The following is a 20,689-nucleotide window of genomic DNA, read 5'->3' on the forward strand; positions in this document are numbered from 1 at the left end:
CCCGTGAGCTAAGTGCGCGCGGTGGCGGCAAAGGCACCGTTAAAGCTGAACTTCGCTGGGGGAGAGACCGACATAAGGCCCTTTTACGCTACCCATGGGCCGGGCGTGGTCTTCACCACGGCAATAAAGAGGTACGCTTACGCTTTCGTCTCTGAAGCGGAGGCCGGCTATAGGATAAGTTATCCCGGATTCACGGGCAACTTTGATCGCTTGGAAGCCATCAATCACGTGGCCATCAGGGAAGCCCTGCGCCGCTTGGAGATTGGGCCTGGGATAAGCGTTACCACCGCCAGCGACGTGCCATGGGGGACAGGTCTTGGCTCGTCGTCCAGCTACTTGGTTGCGCTTCTGCTTGCCCTTCACGCCTGGCGTGAGGAGGACCCGTCACCAGAGGCATTGGCTAGGGAGGCGTTTTCCGTAAGCGAGGCTGCTGGAGAGCCAGGAGGAAAACAGGACCCATACGTTGCCGCGTACGGAGGGACTGGACTCTTCATCTTCAACGGAGATGAGAGCGTGGAGTTCAAGGCGTTGCCTCTTTCCGTTGGGCAGGTACGCGAGCTCGAGGCGTTTCTGCTGCTTTGCGACAGCGGGTTGACCAGAAGGTCGCCGGAGGTCCAAGCCGCTCAGGAGAGGGGAGTGGAAGTACACCTCAGGGACTTCGAGGAGATGAGGGAGTTAGCCCTGAGGGGCTACGAGGCCGCTTCTGTGCTCGACGTCGAGGGGTTAGCGCATATCGCGGATCAGTACTGGAGAGTCCGGAAGCGTGCCGAGCCTTCGGTCAGCAATCCTGCCATAGAGGAGCTCTACTCTAGGGGAATCGCTGCGGGCGCTTTAGGGGGGCGGCTTGAGGGAGCTGGAGCGGCAGGGTTCATGCTTTTCTTCGTGCCACCCGAGAAGAAGGGGCAGGTCCTAGGCTCGCTGAAGGGGTATCGCACCATGGAAGTTGAGCTTGAACCGCGCGGGGCTCGGATAGTTTGGAGCGAAGATTCCCGAGTGCGGTAAAGTTAGCATTTGAAGCGGCCCGATAAGCGAACAAGCACCGTTATGCGCGGGGATGGCTCTCGCGCTTGAACTTTAAAACGGCGCAACGCTCCAAAAGCGCTAGCCTTTCCTCCGAAGCCCCTTTTTCTGGCCCCTCCAAAGGGGGCTCCACGGGGGAACCCAAAGCGCTTGGGAAAGCGGCTGCGCTGGGCTCGGGGCAGCCCCTCCTAAACCGGTCTTTCCCATCAAAAGCGATGGGCCAAAGAAGGATAGGGCCTCGTCGTTCAGGCTTGAGCAGTTCGTCTTCGAAGGAAGACGAGCACAAAATTAAACTGCCAGCGCCGTGGGTCATCTCTCGAGCTATCATCTCTTTGTGCCGTCATCATCGCCCACGCAGTCCCTCCGCTTTGCCGCTTTCTACCGACCTGTAGGCCGCATCGATGACCCTCATCACCTGATACGCGTCGTCGATCGTCTGCAGCGGCTGGGCCTTCCCATCGATCACGTCGAGGAAGTGCGAGACCTCAACTATGAATGGGTTCTTCCAGACGTAATTTCTCGTGGATTCTGAAAAGCCAGATACCTTGTAGCCGAGAAAGTTTCCCTCGCCGTAAAGTTGTCCCTTTTCGCCGATCACGTAGAAGGAGTGAAGGCCCGCGGGTTGATCAAATGCCCAAGAGGTGTTGACCTCACCCGTGGATCCGTCATCGAACTCGATCAGCAGGTGAGCGGTGTCCTCTCCCTCCATGTTTAACCTGAACCTGCGGTTTGGGCATAAACCGCTTTTGGAGAGGAAGAGGCCAGGTAAAGCAACCTGTAAGTCGGATGGTAACCGGTGTCTATCAGCTCTCCGCCCCCCATCTCCGCTTTTCTCGTTCTCCAGCCTGATATCCCCAAGCTCAGGCCGCACTCGTTCGTCATAACCTCGTAAGTCTTGCCCACGAGAGACGGGGCCAGCTTTTTAGCGTCTTGGACCGATGGGGTAAATATGCTGGTGTGAGCTGCCAAGAACTTGACTCCGGCTCCCTTTATCGCGTCTCTGACCCTCCTCGCCTCCTCAAGGCTAACCGTAAGGGGCTTTTCCGCCATGATCGCGGTACCTTTCTTTGAGGCAGCTATTATGGCCTCCGCGTGCAGATTGTGCGGTAGGCACACGTCGACTGCGTCGAGTTGCTCCTTGTCCAGTAGATCGTGAAAATCGCCGTAGGCCTTCACGTCAGGCCCAAGCCTGGACGCCAGAGCTTGAGCGGCCGCGGGAACCACGTCTGAGACCGCCACTACCCTTGCCCTCGAGGAGTTCTGCTGGTCGAGGTACCCATCGGCATGCGCGTGGGAGATCCCACCAGATCCCAATATGCCTACTCTTATCATGTCACGCCCGGGAACGGGGGCGATTTAAGGTTGACGTGAGCGCGAACGCAGAACTTCTAACTCGCGCTTTCGTCGTCACCGCTAGATTACCGCTGGGAAAGCCCTCCGCAGGGGCTTGACAGCTACCCTTGCGGACCTCATGGCGTGCCCCGCGTTCCATTCGTTTTATCCCTCGTTTATCTTTTATCTTAAATCCCGTTTCGCGCTTTTTTGGCCTGCGATTTCAGATAAGCGTATATTTTGATGCACGATTAAATTATGTCGATGCAAAAGGAAATTCGTAAACAATTTATAAACGGCGAGTTCGTGGAGGGCCAGGGAAAGGCGTTCGAGAACCTGAACCCTGCCACGGAGGAGGTAATATCGGTTTACTCCTCGGCCTCGGTCGAGCAGGTCAATGAGGCCGTGGACGCCGCCGAGGAGGCCCAGAAGAAATGGGCCAAGCTGCCGGCTATAGAGAGGGCATCTTACGTGAGGAAGGTCGCCGCCGAAGTGAGGAAGAGGAGGGAGGAGCTGGCGCGGACCATATCGAGGGAAGAGGGGAAGATACTGAAGGAGGCGTTGGGAGAGGTTGACGGCTCCGCGGAGTACGCGGACTACATGGCCGAGTGGGCCAGAAGGATCGAGGGGGAGATCGTGGAGAGCGACAGGCCCAACGAGAACATATTCCTCTACAGGGAGCCGGTGGGAGTTGTGGCTGGCATAATCCCCTGGAACTACCCGCTCTTCGTGTTTATGAGGAAGTTCGCTCCCGCGCTCGTGGCCGGCGACACCGTTGTGATAAAGCCCAGCAGCGAGACGCCTGACATAATCTACGAGATGGCCAAGATAATATCAGACGTGGGCGTGCCAAAGGGGGTGGCAAACGTCGTGTTTGGCCCCGGGGGAGTTGTGGGCAACGCGCTCGCGTCGAACAGGAAGGTAGGCTTCGTTTCCTTCACTGGAAGCGTGGAGACTGGACAGGAGATAATGAGGGTTGCCTCGGCAAACGTCACGAAGGTGTCGCTGGAGCTGGGAGGGAAGGCTCCAGCCATAGTTATGGACGACGCGGACGTGGAAAAAACGCTGGGCTACGTGGTGGCCTCCAGGATATTGAACAGCGGCCAGGTGTGCAACGCGGCCGAGAGGCTTTACGTGCAGGAAGGAATAGCTGACAAGTTCGTGAAGGCGCTGGCCGACCGCTTCTCCTCGCTCAAGGTCGGAGATCCCTTCGCTCAGGGAACGGACATGGGTCCCCTGGTGAGCGCCTCGCAGAGGGAGAAGGTGGAGGGGATGGTGAAGAGGGCCGTAGAGGAGGGCGGAAAGGTGATCACCGGGGGAAAGAGGGCCGGGAGCGGAAAGGGATACTTCTACGAGCCGACGCTGATAACGGACGTGGATCAGGGATCGGAATTGATGAGGAAGGAGGTCTTCGGGCCGGTCCTTCCGGTTAAGACCTTCAAGACCCTGGACGAGGCCATAGATTACGCTAACGACTGCGACTACGGCCTAACGTCGTCCATTTACACGCAGAACCTAGACGTGGCCATGAGGGCTGCCAACGAGCTCAGGTTCGGAGAGACTTACGTGAACAGGGAGCACTGGGAGGCCATTCAGGGATTCCACGCTGGATGGAGGCGCTCCGGCATAGGAGGGGACGACGGAAAGCATGGGTTCGAGGAGTTCTTCAACACCCACATAGTTTACGTGCAGTACGATACCCAGAAAAAGTGAGCGGGCCGCGTCCGTTTTTTTGTTTTTGTTTTTTAGCCCAGCCTCTTCTCGCCCACGCTTTTCACGTACCTTATGATAGAGGGAAGGTCGATCTTCATGGGGCATACCTCCTTGCACCCTCCCGAGTGAGTGCAGAGGAAGGCTGGCCACGGATCTCCGTTGGTAAGGTAGTTCCAGACCACTCCCGTCGGGCCGTTGTATGGAGATCCGGTCCCAACCCAGTCCCTTCCAAGCTCCCTGTAGACGGGGCACGCGAAGTAGCACCTCCCGCACTTTATGCAGAGCAGCGCCTCCTTGAGATTTTCGTCCTTTGAAGCGGCAATCCTCCCGTCATCTACGAACACGACGTGAAACTCCTTGGGTCCCGTTGCCGGAGATACCCTGTGCGATTCTATGTCCGCGGTGGAGCTTGGGCCCGTGGTCACGTTTACGTAGGTGGGAGGGTAAAGGCCGGCGTAAGCTGACTGGACGATTGCCTCATCCATGGCATCCCTGAGCGTGGGCACCACCTTCTCGACCCCGGTGACCACCACGTGGGTCCTGGGCATAACTGTGTCCATTCTTATGTTTCCCTCGTTCTCCACAAGCACCACCGAGCCCGTGTCCGCGGACACCGCGTTTGCCCCGGTTATCCCCACGTCCGCGGCTAGGTACTTCTCGAATAGGAAGCCCCTCACGGCCGCCACTATCTGCTCGATGGAGGAATCCTCGTTGACGCTTTTGTCGATGCCGTGAACGAGCTTCCCGGCTTCCTCTCTCGTAAGATCCACGGAGGGCAGGACCAGGTGCACCGGCCATCCCTTCCTCAGCTGGACCAGAAACTCCCCAAGGTCGGTTTCCCATGCCTCGAAGCCCTCCTTGATTAGGTGATCCCTGAGCCCTATCTCGTAGGCCACGTTTGACTTCGCCAAAACCACGGTCTTCTTCTTTTCGCTTCCGCGCTTCCCCTCCTCCCTAGTTGGCGCCTCCCTGACTATGTCGGTGACGATCTTTTTGGCATCGTCCTTTGTCTTTGCCATGTAGGCGTGCCCTCCACTCCTCTCGACGCCCTTCACGGCCTTGTCGACGTAGGCCTGCAGGTCATCTATCACCCTCAGCTTCGTCTCCCTCAGCCTTTCAGCCAGCTCAACGACGTAGGGGTACTCGTTGAGGATCTTCTCCACGGCCAGCTCGTTTGAAGTAACGACCTTGGCTATGGCCGACTTCCAGTTCTCGCTCATGCCTTATCACCTCGAGAAGGTCCCTCACATCGGCGTAAGGTGAGAGCTGAGATAGGCATATGGGGCACATGACCAGCACGCGGGGGTTCACGCTTTTGAGCTGATCTGCCCTTTGCTTGGCCATGTCCTCGCTCAGCTCGTAGTCAAGGGAGCCAAGCGGGCCTCCGCAGCAGGTCCCGGTGGCCTTTCCCGTGATCAGCTCGTTCTCGGAAAGGGATATGCCGGCCTCCCTTATGAAGTCCCTCAGGTATGAGTAGCGGTCCAGAAGGCGCGAGAAAACGCAGGAGTCATGAAGAACGAAGCTTCCTTCTCCCTTGGCCTCCTTTATCACGTCGAGGTAATGCTCGAAGGAGACGTCAAAGCCGGCCTCGCGCTTCAGGTAAGTGAGCGTGAAGAGGGTGTGAGGGTCGAGGACTATGAGCCTCTTGACCCCCTTATCGTGGAAGAAGGAGAGAAGCCTCTTCCCGTACTCCTTTAGCTCGTCGAGGAACCCCATCTCGAGCAGGAGCGCGCCGCTGTACGGCTCCTCCTCGTAGAGGTAGCCCACTTCCACCCCGCTTGCCCTTATCAGGGAGTAGGCGTTGGAAAGCACGGATGAGGCCCTTTTCATTTCATCATCGCTTGGCTTGATGACCCGCGCCCCAAGGCCCTGAACGATAGAGGAGGAGGCCAGCGAGCCGAACTTGGGTAACAGCCTCCCGTAGGACTTGAACACCGAGGCCATCTGATACATGTAGGAAGTGTAGATCAGCGTACTCCCTCCCCTTGGGACCTTAAGAGGAGAGGCCCATGAAGACGCCAGCTTCCTATCCATGGGGAAGGGAACGTAGTCCCTCATCAGGTTTCTCGTGACTACGGAGCGAATAAGCTTAAGTCTGCTTCTGATCTGGTCCTCGTCCATAATTTAGAGGCGCTTCAGCTTATACGTCTGAGGAAAGCTCGAAGTAAAGCCCTTGAGAGAATATCGCGGGATATCCTGGCAAGCGAGGGCAAGCGGTCCGGGACGGGCCTCTTCCTCTTAGCGTGTTTATGACAATACGACACCTAGAAAGTGACCTATCGAGAGAAGCGCCTGGGAGAAGCGCCTGGGAGGAGCCCTGGGCGCAAGAACTTTAGCACGATGGGGCGGAAGTCCCCGTCCGCAAGGGCGGGGAAGGGCCCGCCTCTGTCTTCTACATGCTGGAGTACCTCGCACGCATTCCGCGTGCGAGGGCAAGCGTGCCCGTGAACCGGGAAGCCCACCCGCGAGGGTGGGATCGTTCGCTTGAGCGCAAGGCAGGTCTGAAGCGACGACCAGAAGCGCTGTCCATCTGTAAGAAGGTTGAGGCATAAAAGGAAAGCTTCCCGTCACTTTCACCTTATGGCCTTAAGAGTGTAAAACTAGTTTTAAATAGCACGCCGTGAAATTAATTGGGCATGTCTTTCAAGAAAGAATTCCTAGATCTCTTAGATAAAGACGAGGAGTTTCGCTACGCGATCGCGGGATACTTGGGGCTAGGGGATTTGATAAAGAGGCTGGACAAGCAGCAGGAGACCATGGAGAAGACATTGGCCAGCATGGAGAAGCTTTGGGAAAGCAATAACAAGCTCTGGGAAGAGGTTAAGGCTCTCCGCGAGGGTCAGGAGAAGCTGTGGCAGGAGAACCAGAAGATTTGGGAGGAGCTGAAATCTCTCCGCGAGGACATGCAGAAGGGCTTCGCGGCCCATGAGGAGGAGATACGCAAGCTCCGCGAGGACATGAACGCGGGCTTCGCAAGGCACGAGCAGGAGATCCAGCAGCTTCGCGAGGACATGCAGAAGGGCTTCGCGGCCCATGAAGAGGAGATACGCAAGCTCCGCGAGGGCCAGAAGAAGCTTTGGGAAAGCAATAACAAGCTCTGGGAAGAGGTTAAGGCTCTCCGCGAGGGTCAGGAAGCGTTAAAGAGCACGACAGACTTGCTTTCAAGAAGAATGAATCGGTTGGAAGTTGAGGTGGATTCCTTTGGCAACGCGGTGGGGAGAACTCTCGAGGATTATACCGCTTCGTTTGTGAAGATAATACTTGAAGAGAGAGGATACGACGGAAAAAGCCTGAATGTGGGCAAGAAGCTGCTTGAAGCAGACGGAAGGCAGATCGAGATTGACGTGTTTTGCGAAAAGCCGTTGGTGGTGGGAGAGGTGACCACTTACCTTAGCAACGAGAGTGAAGCCCAGGCCGAGTTCGAGAAGCTCATTGATCACGTAGCCGTTGCTGAGAAGCTCTTCAACAAGAAAGCGCTCCTCAAATTATTGTCAGTCGGAAATGCCCCTAGTGAGGCCGTGGGGTACCTCAAGGCGAGGTGCAAGGAAGCGGGAATTACTTTCGTTTACGGAAAGGAGCTGGTTGAGCGAATCTAGCCCTCGGTTAGTTTCGCTTTTCTCTTAGGCACCTGGATGGTAGGTTTAAATTGGGCCAAATGTTTTCCTAGCGCTTGCAGATCTCCCCCATTTACCTGGCCCTGCTCGAGATATCGGTGTTGCTATTTGCAGCGGAGGGCTCAAGGGGACTAGTGCGCGCCGTTGGAATACCCGCGGTTGTCGGAGAGCTTTTGGTTGGGATGGCAATCGGCCCTTACGCCCTGGGGCCCTTGATCAACTCCGTGCTGGGAGTTCCGCTAATATCGATCAACGATTACGTGGAGCTCTTCGCCCAGTTCTCGGTGATACTTATGATATTCTCATCGGGCCTTGGCGAGGGGCTAAGGGGGCTCGAGAGGGCAGGCATATGGGGTTTCCTTGGGGCGGTTTTCGGTGCGCTCCTCCCCTTCCTAGGCGTTACGGCTGCTCTCTGGCACGGCCTCGGCTCTTCGGCATCGCTCGTAATGGGGGCGGCATCGGCCGCGACCAGCCTCGCCGTTGCCTCTTACGTGGCGGACGAGGTGGGGTTCTCTGGCCCTCCGAGGGACTTCCTGCTCACGGCTGGAGCTATCGACGACGTGGTTTCCCTGATAATCCTCTCGGCGGCCTTGGCGATATCCAGCGGGACGGGAAGTCCCTCTTCCTTCATCTGCACGGTCGCTTACTACGTCCTCGCGTGGGCCATAATAACGGCCGACTCGATAATAATACTGCCAAGGGCGGCCAACAGGCTTGGAGAGAGGTACGCCCGCCCCTTCGCCCTCCTCTCCCTGTTCTCCCTCGTGGTCATAATGGTGGCGCTTGGCTTCTCTCCCATAATAGCGGCTTACGTGGCAGGTCTCTCCCTTTCCACCAGCAGGCTGTCGGAGACGTTCAGGGAAATGGCCGTTGGCCTCTCCTCCCTTTTCGGCCCCCTTTTCTTCGTGATCGCGGGAGCTGAGACGGACCTGGGAGTAGGTACGCTCCAGGCCCTATTTTTGGCGCTTCTGGTCTCCGCTCTGGCCATAGCGCTGAAGTTCGCGGGCGCACTTCCCTTCGCATACGCCGAGACGAAAGACAAGAATGGGTCGGTCGCCGCGTCCTTGGGCATGATCCCGAGGGGAGAGATGGGGCTTGCCATAGCCTCCTCCTCGCTGGCCATACTTACGACCTCGGAGTACGCGGCAATTGTCCTGATGGTGATGATAACCACGATCGTTGGAGCGATTTCCTTCTCATCTTTCGCTAAAAAGGTGAAGTGCCCATCTGGCGAACGAGATGACCTTTACCCTCCTTCCCTCGTAAATCTCTTCGCCGTCGCGGTCGTAAGTTATGAGAAGAGGCTCTGCTCCGGTTTGGCCGGCCACCTCAACGAGGGGCTCGAGCTCCCTTTTCCTGTTGCTTTCAGAAAGTTCGTAGGTCACCTGTATTGCCTGGACCGGCTGCCCCCTTCTCGACAACGCGAAGTCAACCTCTTCCCCGTCCGACCAGTAGTTAACCGAGAGCGTTGGGTCGTTTGCGACCATCCTTTGGAGCTCTAAAAACACAGCGTTTTCCAGAAGCCTTCCCCAGTCCTGCGCCCCGAAGAGGGACGCGAAGCCGCTGTCAACGAGGTAGGCCTTCCTCCTCGCCTGATTCGAGCGCTTGAAACCCTTTGAGTACTTGAAGAGCTCGAAGAGGAAGAAGACGGATTTCGCGTGGTCAAGGTAAGCGTCAACGGTCTTCTTGCTCACCCTTATCCCGTTGCTTTTCAAGTAGCTGTAGGCCTTGCTTGAGCTGAACTGATTTCCGTAGGAGGAGACGGCGTAGCGGAGGAGCGTGGCGAGCGTGTTCGTGTCCCTTACTGAGTACCTCTCGACTATGTCCCTGAAGACTATGGAGTCGTAGTAGGAGGAGAGAAGCCTCAGCTTGGTTGGCTCCTCCCGAGTTAAGACGACCTCAGGGAATCCGCCGTAGGTTAGGTAGGCGCTCACAAAGCCCATTACTTCTCCCCACCTCGAGTAGAGGGAAACCGGATCGGCGTTGAAGCGGATGGCGCTCAAGAACTCCTTGAAGGAGAACGGGAAGATCAGGTAGGTTATCTGCCGTCCGGCAAGCGCCGTGGCTATCTCGCGGCTCAGGAGCTTTGAAGACGATCCCGTGACGAATATCCTAAAGCCTTCGTCGTGAAGCCTCCTCACCCACATCTCCCATCCCTCCGCGTTCTGAACCTCGTCGAGGAAGAGGTAAGGCCTATCGTCCTGCTTGCTGCCGGAGAGCTCGTGATAGACGTCGATGACCTCCTGCAGCTGATCGGTTCCTATCCCCCTCAGCCTTTCGTCCTCGAAGTTCACGTAGAGGAGGCGCGAGCGCGGCACGCCCTGCTGCACCAGCGCTTTCATGATTGAGAACATCTCGTAGGTCTTGCCGGCCCTCCTGACTCCCGCTAGGGCGACTATGGAAGGCGAGTTGAGGTCCACCTTCACGTCGCGAGGGATGACGTCGGGGAGGGACGCGCTCAGCGACTCGGCAACGACCCTTTTGAGCGTTTCCCTGTCTATCATATGTTTCCTATAGGAAACATAATTTAGGCTTTTTTGTTTCTCGCAGGAAACATTTTTTAACGCCGCCAACCCTCGTCCCATCGATCTCGCTGGTGCCGTACTTTTCCTTTGGGTGGAGAAGGGGGTGTTGTCTTGGCGCTCTGTCTTGACCCGCTGATTAGGAGGGCTTCCCTGCGCGGCATCCAGAGGCCCAATTTTTCTGGTTTTCTTGGATAGTACTCCACGAATAATAGCAGAAAAGTTGCAATGAGGCTTTCGGGCCGCTCCCAAGGCCCGAGGTGCGCGCTTAGCGTTAAGGGCTTTCGCGCGGATGGCCAAAAGAAGGCTTAAATTTCCATCTGAAGTAGGCGCGTGAAGCCCTTCGCGCTCTTCCTGATCTTGGTTGTGCTTGCCTCGTCCCTCGTGGTCTCGGCCTCTGCCTCTCCTCCCTCCTCAGCACCTCCCACGAGGACGCCCATCAAGCACGTCATCTTCATAATGAAGGAGAACCACTCCTTCGACAACTACTTCGAGCTCTATCCCGAGGGCATAAACGGGTCGCTCCTATCTAACCCAATAGTGAGGCAGCTTTCCAAGCCCTACGTTGCCCCTCTCAACACATCGGTTCCGGTTTACCCAGGCCTCCCGCTAGGAAGCGTGCGCTTTTCTCTCTCGACGTCGGCCGTGCAGCAGAACCCGGGGGAAGGATGGGTGGATTACCACGGTGACTGGGACTACGGGAGGATGGACGGTTGGGTTGCCTACTCAGGCCCTCAGTCCATGGTCTACCTATCGGAAAGGCAGCTCTCCGTGTACTGGGACTACGCTGAGGAGTACGTGCTCTTCGACAACTGGTTCTCCCCTGCCATGACCGAGACCCTTCCCAACAGGCTCTTCTCCCTTGCCGGAATTGCGCCCGTCTCAAACGACTACGGTCCCCCTCCCTACGTTCCCTTAAACCAGACCATCTTCTATCAGCTGACCCAGCACAACGTAAGCTGGGGATACTACGAGCTGTTCAGCACGGCCAGGGATCCCCCAGCCTCCGAGATATACCCGCTGGATTCCATCGAGGGATTCTCGTCATCTCCCATGATGGAGAACGTCATGAACATCTCTGTCTTCTACCAGCAGGCTAGGAACGGATCGCTTCCATCGGTTTGCTTCGTCATGCCCTTCGGCCTTTACGGTGAGGACGGCTATCCAGACGTGAGCGAGCATCCCCCCGCGAACGTGACGGTTGGCGAGCTTTGGACCGAGAGCGTCGTGAACGCGGTGATGGAGGGGCCGGATTGGTGGTCGTCGGCCATCTTCGTGACGTGGGATGAGTGCGGGGGCTTTTACGACAACGTTCCCCCTCCTCAGGTCAACCCCTTTGGTTACGGGGAAAGGGTCCCCGCTCTCCTCATATCTCCCTACGCCAAGGAGAACTACGTTGACGATCAGGTGCTAAACCACATGAGCATTTTGGCCTTCGTAGATTACAACTGGGGCCTTCCATACCTCTCGAAGTACGTGGAGGAGTCTGGGGTTCCGCTCTCGGCCTTCGACTTCGCGGTTAGGAGGGCGCCGATTGTTCTGGAAGAGAACGCGGCCTTCCCCATACCTCTTCAAATTCCGCTGGCGGAGCTAAACTACTCATCCCCTCCTTACTCGCTTCCCCTCTCATCGGTTAGGTATCAGGCGCCACCGAGTTGGATGCCGGGCTTCCAGCTGGTGGCGGCCGTTGCCTCGGTCTTCGCGCTTGGGCTCTCGAAGAAGTTCAGGGTAACGGGAAAGGCGGCCTCGCTTCTGCTATCCGGCTCGGCGGCCGCGCTGGGTTTTGCCTATCCCGCGATACCGCCCCCTCCAGCCCCTCCGGGCCAGCCAACGGAGTCCCTCCTCACGTTCGTTGCTGCGGCGGTCCTTTTCGCCTCTGCCGTTGTGGTGGTTTTGCCGCTGGCAAAAAGGCAAAGGAGGGCGCTAGGGCTTTCCCTTATCCTCGCGGTTGGGGCGTTAGCGCGGTGGGCTGCCCTTACCCCAGGCGTGTTGTTCTCGCCTTCGGGGCCGGCTCCTTCCGACCTAGCGCCCCCTCCAACGCTGGTGGGAACCGCCCTGGCAGTAACCAGCCCGGTGACAAAGGGAGCAGGCCTCCTTCTGCTGGGCGAGCTGGTCTTCATGCAATTTGAGCAGAGGCACCGCGAGCAAGGGGCGTTTAGCCCTTGACCGTAAGGTGCCCAATGGGGGGAGCGCTGAGCGGGCATCCGGCAGAAGGGCAGCGCCTGCCGTGGCTCTGGCGCGCATGCTTTAAGTGCTGCGGCTGAAATTAGGACATGGCCGAAATCTCAAAGGGGAAAGCCGAGGCCAGCGAAGCCGCGGGTCGCGGCAGGTTTTACGTCGTGCTTCACACTCACTGGGACAGGGAGTGGTACCTGCCCTTCGAGGAGTACAGGGTTTGGCTCACGAGGGTCGTGGACGCAGCCCTGGACATGATTCGGAACGGGACGCTGGAGAAGTTCGTGCTTGACGGTCAGTCGGTGGTGGTTGAGGACTACCTCGAGCTCAGGCCCGAGAGAAGGGATGAGCTCTTCTCCCTGATCAGGGCCGGAAAGATCAGGGTTGGCCCTTGGTACACTCAGCCCGACGAGTGGGTTCCGAGCGGCGAGTCGCTAGTCAGGAACCTCCTTTACGGTCTCTCGGTCGCCCGCGCTGCAGGCGGGTCCTCCATGGTCGGTTACGTGCCCGACTCCTTCGGGCACGTGGTAAGCCTCCCAACGATACTCAGGGGATTTGGCATCCGCACCTTCGTTTTCAGCAGGGGGGTGGGAGAGGAGGGGGAGAAGCGCAAGAGCGAGTTCGTGTGGAGGGCGCCTGATGGCTCGAGCGTGCTCGCGGTGCTGCTCAGGGACGGGGGCTACTGCGGCCTCAACCCCGGCGCCCTCTCCGCCGAGCTTTACTCCCCGGTCTACGCTTACCTTCCCTACGGTCGCACCTTCTCCCTGGGGGCCTACTACTCCGTGGGAAGGGGATTTGAGGGAAGCGAGCGCGAGGCCCTGCTAAAGCCGGTCTCCGACCTCCTGCGGGCGCTGAAGGAGCACTCGGCGCTGAGGTCATGGCCGGTAATGATAGGCTGCGATCACATGCCTCCCCAGCGCGTGGGGGAGGTGCTCGCTTGGCTGAGGGAAAGGCTTGGGGAGGACCTCGTGGTCGCCGACCTGGACGATTACGAGAAAGCAGCGCAGGCCGACGCGGCTGCCACCCCCCTCGAGACGTACGAGGGAGAGCTCAGGGGAGCGATCTGGGGAGGGAACCTGAGGGGATACCTCTCCACGAGGCCGGACACGAAGCGCGAGAACTTCGACGCGGAGGCGGTGCTAGAGTTCTACGCCGAGCCCCTCAGCGCGGTCCAAAGGGGACTCGGCGGCGATCCGGTGTCGCTGGATTACCCCTGGAAGCTGCTGCTGAGGTCGCACGCTCACGACAGCGCCTGCACCACGGGAGTGGACAGCGTGAACGACCAAGAGCTGGAGAGGCTGGAGAGGGCCAAGGAGGCGGGCATGGCTCTGGCGCAGCGCGCGGGAGACTTTCTGGCTGCGAGGGTTTCCCGCCCGGCCCCGATAACGGGTGCTGGTGCAGGCGTTAGCGCGGGGACCGCTGCGGGTGCGGCCGCGGCCGCGGCAAAGGGCATTTTCTCCCTTCCCTTGACCGTTGTTGTGTTCAACCCGTCAAACCAGCGCAGGCACGACCTGGTTTTCGTTGACCTCCCGGCTGGGACTGGGCCCATAGGAAGGGCAATTGGGGACGGCGAGGGAGGCCCCGCGGTGTCGGAGGAGGTCGACAACGAGAAGGGGCTGCAGCCAAAGGCGACAAGGATAGCGTTCATGGCAGACGTTCCCGCGGTGGGCTACAGGGCCTACTCCCTTGAGAAGGGCGATCCCCCGGCTTCAAGCAGGGGAAGCGCGGTCATAAGGAACGAGGACCTCGAGCTCTCGCTGAGGGGTGACGGGACGCTCTCCCTTAGAGACAGGCGCAGCGGCCGCGCGTACGACGGCATATGCCTTGTGGACTCGGGGGACGTGGGAGACGAGTACAACCACGGCACGCCTTCCCCCGACGTGGTGGTGACGAGCGCGGGCAAGCTCACGGGATCGGAGGTGGTCAGGACCCCGTTATGGGAGGAGATGCGCGCGATCTACTCCATGCCAGTTCCCAAGGAAGCGGTATGGGAAGGGAGGAAGGGAAAGAGGGAGGCAGACGCAAGCGAGCTTGTAAATCTGGAGGTGGAGCTGAGGGCCAGGCTCATAAGGGGGACGAGGAGGGCGGAGTTCGAGGTCACGGTGCACAACAACGCGAGGGATCACCTGCTGAGGGTTGCCTTCCCAATGGAGGTGAGCGAGCTGATCACTTCCACCGCCTTCGCCGAGGTGAGGCAGGACCTCAAAAGGGACGCGGGGCGCGATCCCCTCTACTACAACTATCCCTTCAAGGGATGGGTCGCCGCAGGCGATGGGAGGTGTGGACTTCTCTTGGCGGCCCGCGGCCTCTACGAGAGCTGGGTGGAGGAGGTGCCTTGGGCGGAGGCAGGGACGGGAGCCGAGGGAAAGGGCGAGGAAAAGCGGGAAGGAGAGGATGAGGAGGGCAAGGAGGAAAGCAAAGGCAAGGGCTCGAGGAAGGCGCTCATGGTTACCCTCTTCAGGTCGGTTGGCTCGATTTTCGCTCGCCCAAGCGTCATGACGCCGGCCTCGCAGGTTCTCAAGACCATGACCTTCTCCTTCTCGGTGGTTCCCTTCGAGGGAGAGCTGCCAAGGGCGGAGGCAGAGGCTTACCTGAAGCCGCTGTTCGGCATGATCTCTCCCGTGGGAGGCCCTGAGGGGACGGCGCTCCCCAGCTCCTCCTCGCTGCTGGAGCTCCCCAGCGGCCTCTACCTCTCGGCCTTCAAGCCCTCGCTTGACGGCAAGGGGTTGATCGTGAGGGTTTACAACCCCGGAGAGGAGGAGGTTTCAGGGGAGATGCGCTTTCCCCTCTTCAGCGTGAGGGGCGTAAGCCTCTCCGAGATGGACGAGAGGGACGGCGAGGAGGTGCCGAGGACCGAGAGGGGCTTCGCCGTGAGGGTTAAGGGGAAGGGGGTCGCGACCTACAAGGTTTACCTGCGAGGGACCCGTGAGTGATACGACGGACACATCGAGGACCTGCGGGGACGCGGGAGCGGCCGCAAGGGAAGACCGCGCGCCCAACTTTTTAAGGTCGTGTCCTCGCTGGGCGCCGAGCGCTATGCGCGGAGAAGCGGAGAAAACGTGGAAAATGGGGGCCGAGCTTAAAGGCCACCGCAGTCTAATCAAGTGTCTCAGGGAGACTTCAGGTACGTGGTTACCAAGGCACCTCTCAGGATAACTTTCGCCGGAGGAGGGACCGACGTTCCCTCCTTCTACAGGGAGCACGGGCCCGGCGCGCTCTTGGCCGCCACCATCAACCGCTACATATACGTCACGGTCGCCCGCAACTTCTACCCAGACGAGTACAGGATAAGCTACTCCGTGACGGAGGACAAGGTGAGGGACATCGACCAGATAAGGCACCCAACGGTCAGGGAGTCCCTCAAGCTCCTCGGCATAAACAAGGGAGTGCAGATAGTAAGCGTCACCGAGATACCCTCAAGGGGAACGGGCCTCGGCTCCTCCTCGGCCTTCCTCGTGGCCCTCCTCTTGGCCCTCCACACCTGGCTAGGCGAGAGCGTCACCCCAGAGACCTTGGCGAGGGAGGCCTACCACGTGGAGAGGGAGGTCCTGAAGGAGCCGGGAGGGAAGCAGGACCAGTACGCGGCGGCCTACGGCGGCATAAACCTCTTCCAGTTTAACTCTGACGACGCGGTCCTCGTGAGGCCCGTCATCATGAGCGCCGAGAGGAGGAGGGAGCTCGAGGGCTACCTCCTGCTCGTCTTCACGGGGGCGGAGAGGTCATCGGGCTCCATACACGAGGTTCAGGACTCAACCGTCCGCGATCACCTGGAGGGCTACTACAGGGTGAGGGAGCTCGCCTACAGGGCACGCGACCTCCTCTCGCGGGGCGACCTCGAGGAGCTAGGGAGGCTTGTGGGCGAGAACTGGGGGGTTAAGAAGACCTTCGCGCCCTCCATATCCAATCCGGACATCGACGAGATCTACGAGAAGGGGGTAAGGGCGGGGGCGATAGGCGGAAAGCTCCAGGGGGCGGGAGGGGGAGGCTTCATGCTTTTCCTGGTGCCCCCTCGAAGAAGCCAGACGTGATTAAGGCCCTTTCGGACCACAGGGCGGAGGAGGTTAGGATCGACCCCTTCGGGGCAAGGGTCGTCTACACGGAGGACTACCGAGGACTGCCGGTCCGCTCTGCCCTCAGTACAATTGGGTCGCCTGCACGGAGGATCACCGACCTGCAGCTAAAAAGCCAAGGACCAAGCGCCGCCAGCGACGTCAAGCGGCCCTCCAAAACGAGATCCCTTTAAGCCCCTCCGTCCCCCTACCCATGAAAAGGTCGGCGGTCATATCCTCGTCCTCCATAACGCACGGCATAGGCATATACGCGGCCCGCCTCTTCTCCCTTGGCCTCTTCGACGACCTCTACCTCTTCAAGGTGAGCTCTTCCGTGAGCGAGAAGGGCTACGAGAAAGTGGTGAGGTCTCCCTTCAGGTTGAGGATACCCTATCAGGCGCACGTCTTCTCCTCCCTTTACCTGCCCTCGAGGTGGGGGAAGGCGGTGTCGAGCATGGGGAAGGTCCACTTCGCCTCGCCCGACTGGTTCCACCTTTCCAAGTACAACCGGAGGTGCTACGGGACCGTTCACGACCTTATCCCCCTCCAGCTGCCGCAGCACCACTCCTACTACTTCAGGCTCTACTTCAGGAAGGAGCTGGCTTTCGTCCCCTCGCTCAGGGGGTTGGTGGCCATATCGAGGGCCACCGCCGAAGCGCTTTCCGAGGTTGTTCCCGACGCCACCGCCGAGGTGATACACCAGTGGACGGAGGACGACTTCACCCCGAGGGATCCCGAGGAGGCGAGGAAGAGGCTTGGCCTTCCCCTCGATAAGAAGGTAGTGCTCAGCGTGGGAAGGGACTCGCCCACAAAGAACCTGGGGGTTATACCCCACGTTGTGGAATCGCTCGGCTACCTCCTCGTGAGGATAGGGAGGTCGGAGAGCATGGAGAAGAGGCTGAGGGGGAAGGCGGTGTTCCTCGAGGGGGTTCCAAGGGAGCTCATGCCCTACTACTACAACGCTGCCGACGTCCTCGTGGCCCCAAGCCTAGCGGAGGGCTTCGACTACCCCGTGATAGAGGCGATCAACTCTGGCACCTCGGTTGTGGCCTCAGACATACCCGTTCACAGGGAGATAATGAGGGGAGGGGGGCGTCTTGTGGACCCGAACGACGTCGAGGGGTGGGTCGACGCGGTGGAGAAGGCCGCGGCGAGGAGGGACGACTGGTCGTTCCTGCAGGGCTACTACAGAAGGGAAAGGGCTAAGAGGGAGTACGAGAAGTTCTACGAGTCGTGGCGATCGATGACCGCAAAAAAAGGCGCGAGCGGGATGAAGGGCTGGATCAGAGGGCACGCGGGGCTCGTGGTCGTTCTGATCGCCTTCGCCGCCTACATGGCTTACTGGTCTTGGTTCTCGATAACGAGGTATTACGACCTCTTCGCCACGTACTGGGACCTTGGCGTCTTCCTTACCTCCATGAGGCAGGTGATGGAGGGCCAGAACCTGCTATTCTACGCCCTTGACAGGCCCTTCCTGTTCCTCCTTTCGCCTCTCATCGTTTTCAGGAGCGCCCCGCTCATGCTTGTCCTTCAGACCCTCTTCATAGGGGGAGGGGCCCTTCCCCTTTACGGGGTGGCGAGGCGCCACGTGGGGGAGGGGGCGTCGGTCGCCCTTTCGGTCGCCTACCTGGCCTACTTCCCGCTTGCGCCCGCCAACGCCTTCGACCTGCACATGCAGGCCTTCTTTCCCCTCCTGTTCCTGGCGGGCTACTACTTTTACGAGAGGGGGAACCTCTGGCCGTCCCTAATCTTGCTCGCCCTTTCGGGAAGCGTGAGGGGGGCGTACGAGATATTTCCCGCGCTCTTCTCCCTGTTGTTGCTCGTGGATTTGGCAGTCGCGAGGCTTTTTACGGCGGCCAAGCCGAGCTACCCCCTCGGCTTCGCGCCGCTTTCGCCCATGCCCGAGAGGAAGAAGGCGGCCCTCTCGTCCTCGCTCTTGTGCGTATCGTCCTCGTTCCTGCTGGCTTACTACCTGATGGTGCTGAGGAGCCCCTCATCCGTCCTCGGCCTTGCTTATGGCTCGCCGGCAGCAGCGGCTGGCATATCCTCTATCCTGGCGGATTACCCTCAAAAGGCCTACTCGCTTTTCGCCCTCTTCTTTCCGCTGCTGCTGATTCCCCTCCTCTCGAAGAGGTGGATCCTCTTCTACGTACCGTACGTTTTCGCCCTCGTCTACATAGGTTACTGGGGATACGAGTTCCCGTTTCTTCAGTACGTGGCCGGGATCGCGCCATTCCTTTTCTTGGGGGCGGTCGACGGCCTCTCGCTTTTGTCTAGGGTCGCAAAACCAAAGAAGGTAGCAGCCCTCGTCCTTTTGGCCCTGGCGTTCTTCGACGTCTTTTACGAGCCCTACGGCCCGCTCTTCTCCCCCTATTCTCCCCGCCCTCCGCTCATATCGCCGTACGACAACAACAACGCCAGCGGCGTCCTTTTGGCAAAGGCGCCGGACACCGCGGCCTTCGGGAACCTGACCGAGGCCCTTTCCCTCGTTCCTGAGGGCGCCCCGCTATCCGTGGAGAACGACATGCCGGAGGCCTATGGACACGACGTGATCTGGGATGCTGTCAACGGCCAGCAGGAGTACGCCCTCTTCAACTTTCACGTAAGCGATCAGGTGACCGCGATTTGGCTTTACAAGCCGAGCTTCGGCTACGAGAACGCGTCGGCGTTGGCGTCCGCTAACTGGCTCTTATCTCACGGGTACGGGATTTACGCGGAACTCGACGGCTTCGTTCTCCTCAGGGCAAATTACTCAGGGCCCCTCGTCCGCTACTCGCCCCTCGTGGAGAGCCTGCCGGCATCCGAGTTCTGGACGCCCTCACGGGGAGCTGAGCCCGCGAACGCGCCGGCGAACGCCTCCTTCTACGGCCCCTACGACGAGCTCTTCGCGGTGGAGTTCAGGGGCCTGTCCTACGCCATCCGCCCGGAGTGGTACGGGCCGTACCTGGCACTTCCGCCCGGGAAGTTCAACGTGACCTTTGCGGTTGAGGGAAGCGGAAGCGCCACTTTTTCGGCCTACGCGTGGAACTCGACCGCCCTCCTTTCCTCGACCTCTGCCCTTCTAAGAGGGGGGCCTCAGGAGGTCACGCTTTCCCTTTCCGTGGACGGGTTCTGCGGGTGGGTCGGGCTCGCCGCCTCTGGGTCCTTGCGCCTTGAGTCTGTGAGGGTAGTTCAGGTGGCGGCCTGATCCTCGTTTGGGCGCGCACGGTCCTCGCTTGGGGGCTCGCACCCCGCGAAGGCCCTGAAGTAAAGGTACCTCGCGACCTTGGCAAGCCCCTGGTGCCTCCACCTGACGTAGGTGGCGTATGCCTCGCCCACCTTTTGCCCCGTTGAGAGGTCTATCACGTCCCCGGCTTTCACCCTCCTCACGCCCCTTTTAGTTATCTGAAGGTACTTGAACATGATTAGGTCGGAGAACATGGTGAAGGTCGCCCTAGCAGGGAGCAATGTGGAGGGCTTCGGGTCCTTTCTTCTCTTTCCTTGTGCCCTTCCGGCTCCATCCCCGTTCCCTTCTTTCTTGCCTTTCTCGCCGTCCTCATCGCCCTCGCGTCCTTCTCCTCCCTCCTCCCTCCTCCTCTCCCTCCACCTAACTTGGACCGGGACGAGCCTCCCGACCTCGCGCGCTAGGGCGAGCAGCTCGGTGTCGAACTCGAAGCCGTCGCTCCTGATCTCCCGCAGGAGGGGGATGACGTCCCTTCTCAGTACCTTGAACCCGGCCTGGTGGTCCTTCACGCCCGTGCGGAAGAGGAGGCGGGCGAGGGCGTTGTAGCCGTCGGAGAGGAAGAGGCGGAGGGCCCCGTGCTCCCTGCTCGTCCTCTCCGCGTAAACGAGAGACGCGTCATCCTTTAGAAGGGAAAGCGCCCTCCTCACGTCCTCCGGGGAAACCGGGATGTCGGCGTCCTCTATTACGACGGCCTTCCCGGCGCATAGCTCCGCCGCTGCCTTAATGCTCCCCCCCTTTCCCACGGGGGAGGTTATGAAGAGGCAGCGGAAGCCCTCGCGGGAGAGAGCCTTCAAGGAGGAGAGGGTGACCGGATCGCGGACGTCCGTGACCAGCAAAACCTCGGCGGAGAGCCCCTTCACCTCATCGCGGAAGCGGCGCATGCGGGCGGTGAGGTCCCCCTCCTTTCCCACGGGTATTATGAAGGAGACCTGAGGTGACGGGGAGGGATCGGGTAGCGGGGAGGGCTTCAGCATCTTTTGATATGGGCGGGTGCGCCTTTACGCTTTTTGAAGCTCGCTTCGAAGCTCGCTGAAGTTTTAT

The 20,689-nt window shown here is 59.6% G+C and carries 13 protein-coding genes and 1 pseudogene; 8 read left to right on the top strand and 6 right to left on the bottom strand.

Annotated elements, in window-relative coordinates; all coding sequences use genetic code 11:
- Positions 1-12: 12 nt before the first annotated feature.
- Entirely contained in the window at positions 13-1,002 is a 990-nt protein-coding gene (locus PRZ02_RS02235) for a GHMP family kinase ATP-binding protein (protein WP_449464216.1), read from the top strand.
- Between the two features lie 361 nt (positions 1,003-1,363).
- Here PRZ02_RS02235 and PRZ02_RS02240 read toward each other — a convergent pair whose 3' ends face one another.
- A complete protein-coding gene (locus PRZ02_RS02240; protein ID WP_449464217.1) occupies positions 1,364-1,729 on the bottom strand; it encodes a Gfo/Idh/MocA family oxidoreductase in 366 nt (121 codons plus the stop codon).
- A 2-nt stretch (positions 1,730-1,731) separates the two neighbouring features.
- The gene (locus PRZ02_RS02245; RefSeq protein ID WP_449464218.1) at positions 1,732-2,352 is read right to left on the bottom strand and encodes a Gfo/Idh/MocA family protein; all 621 of its coding nucleotides are present in this window, start codon (positions 2,350-2,352) and stop codon (positions 1,732-1,734) included.
- A 258-nt stretch (positions 2,353-2,610) separates the two neighbouring features.
- On the opposite strand from PRZ02_RS02245, the gene aldA reads away from it, so the two are divergent.
- On the top strand, positions 2,611-4,065 hold the full coding sequence (aldA, locus tag PRZ02_RS02250) for an aldehyde dehydrogenase (protein ID WP_449464219.1): 1,455 nt from the start codon (positions 2,611-2,613) through the stop codon (positions 4,063-4,065).
- A gap of 32 nt (positions 4,066-4,097) precedes the next feature.
- Here aldA and PRZ02_RS02255 read toward each other — a convergent pair whose 3' ends face one another.
- Complete coding sequence (locus PRZ02_RS02255) at positions 4,098-5,285, bottom strand: LUD domain-containing protein (RefSeq protein ID WP_449464220.1); 1,188 nt, start codon at positions 5,283-5,285, stop codon at positions 4,098-4,100.
- Positions 5,191-6,186 (bottom strand): heterodisulfide reductase-related iron-sulfur binding cluster, encoded by a 996-nt coding sequence (locus PRZ02_RS02260; protein WP_449464221.1) that lies wholly within the window; start codon positions 6,184-6,186, stop codon positions 5,191-5,193. The genes PRZ02_RS02255 and PRZ02_RS02260 overlap by 95 nt, the downstream gene beginning before the upstream one ends.
- 515 nt (positions 6,187-6,701) lie before the next feature.
- On the opposite strand from PRZ02_RS02260, the gene PRZ02_RS02265 reads away from it, so the two are divergent.
- Both PRZ02_RS02265 and PRZ02_RS02270 read left to right on the top strand, forming a co-directional pair.
- A complete protein-coding gene (locus PRZ02_RS02265; RefSeq protein ID WP_449464222.1) occupies positions 6,702-7,661 on the top strand; it encodes a hypothetical protein in 960 nt (319 codons plus the stop codon).
- A 200-nt stretch (positions 7,662-7,861) separates the two neighbouring features.
- Positions 7,862-8,830, top strand: a pseudogene (locus PRZ02_RS02270) (cation:proton antiporter); the annotation flags it as partial.
- A 45-nt stretch (positions 8,831-8,875) separates the two neighbouring features.
- Here PRZ02_RS02270 and PRZ02_RS02275 read toward each other — a convergent pair.
- Complete coding sequence (locus PRZ02_RS02275) at positions 8,876-10,183, bottom strand: ATP-binding protein (RefSeq protein WP_449464223.1); 1,308 nt, start codon at positions 10,181-10,183, stop codon at positions 8,876-8,878.
- 351 nt (positions 10,184-10,534) lie between these two features.
- On the opposite strand from PRZ02_RS02275, the gene PRZ02_RS02280 reads away from it, so the two are divergent.
- The 4 genes from PRZ02_RS02280 (at position 10,535) to PRZ02_RS02295 (ending at position 19,612) form a co-directional block, all read left to right on the top strand.
- On the top strand, positions 10,535-12,367 hold the full coding sequence (locus PRZ02_RS02280) for an alkaline phosphatase family protein (protein WP_449464224.1): 1,833 nt from the start codon (positions 10,535-10,537) through the stop codon (positions 12,365-12,367).
- Positions 12,368-12,474: 107 nt separating this feature from the next.
- The gene (locus PRZ02_RS02285; protein ID WP_449464225.1) at positions 12,475-15,309 is read left to right on the top strand and encodes a glycoside hydrolase family 38 N-terminal domain-containing protein; all 2,835 of its coding nucleotides are present in this window, start codon (positions 12,475-12,477) and stop codon (positions 15,307-15,309) included.
- 171 nt (positions 15,310-15,480) lie between these two features.
- On the top strand, positions 15,481-16,404 hold the full coding sequence (locus PRZ02_RS02290; protein ID WP_449464226.1) for a GHMP family kinase ATP-binding protein: 924 nt from the start codon (positions 15,481-15,483) through the stop codon (positions 16,402-16,404).
- 235 nt (positions 16,405-16,639) lie between these two features.
- Entirely contained in the window at positions 16,640-19,612 is a 2,973-nt protein-coding gene (locus PRZ02_RS02295) for a DUF2079 domain-containing protein (protein WP_449464227.1), read from the top strand.
- Here the strand turns inward: PRZ02_RS02295 and PRZ02_RS02300 are convergent.
- Positions 19,597-20,622, bottom strand: coding sequence for a glycosyltransferase family 2 protein (locus PRZ02_RS02300; RefSeq protein ID WP_449464228.1), 1,026 nt, complete (start codon positions 20,620-20,622; stop codon positions 19,597-19,599). The genes PRZ02_RS02295 and PRZ02_RS02300 overlap by 16 nt on opposite strands.
- Positions 20,623-20,689 lie beyond the last annotated feature (67 nt).

The organism is Tardisphaera saccharovorans, from assembly GCF_046635845.1.
Taxonomy (GTDB): Archaea; Thermoproteota; Thermoprotei_A; order Marsarchaeales; family UBA168; genus UBA168.

Bases quoted from the DNA above. Each gene is read 5' to 3' on its own strand.
- PRZ02_RS02240 (WP_449464217.1), bottom strand. From the start codon at position 1,729: ATGGAGGGAGAGGACACCGCTCACCTGCTGATCGAGTTCGATGACGGA.
- PRZ02_RS02245 (WP_449464218.1), bottom strand. From the start codon at position 2,352: ATGATAAGAGTAGGCATATTGGGATCTGGTGGGATCTCCCACGCGCAT.
- aldA (WP_449464219.1), top strand. From the start codon at position 2,611: ATGTCGATGCAAAAGGAAATTCGTAAACAATTTATAAACGGCGAGTTC.
- PRZ02_RS02255 (WP_449464220.1), bottom strand. From the start codon at position 5,285: ATGAGCGAGAACTGGAAGTCGGCCATAGCCAAGGTCGTTACTTCAAAC.
- PRZ02_RS02260 (WP_449464221.1), bottom strand. From the start codon at position 6,186: ATGGACGAGGACCAGATCAGAAGCAGACTTAAGCTTATTCGCTCCGTA.
- PRZ02_RS02265 (WP_449464222.1), top strand. From the start codon at position 6,702: ATGTCTTTCAAGAAAGAATTCCTAGATCTCTTAGATAAAGACGAGGAG.
- PRZ02_RS02275 (WP_449464223.1), bottom strand. From the start codon at position 10,183: ATGATAGACAGGGAAACGCTCAAAAGGGTCGTTGCCGAGTCGCTGAGC.
- PRZ02_RS02285 (WP_449464225.1), top strand. From the start codon at position 12,475: ATGGCCGAAATCTCAAAGGGGAAAGCCGAGGCCAGCGAAGCCGCGGGT.
- PRZ02_RS02295 (WP_449464227.1), top strand. From the start codon at position 16,640: ATGAAAAGGTCGGCGGTCATATCCTCGTCCTCCATAACGCACGGCATA.
- PRZ02_RS02300 (WP_449464228.1), bottom strand. From the start codon at position 20,622: ATGCTGAAGCCCTCCCCGCTACCCGATCCCTCCCCGTCACCTCAGGTC.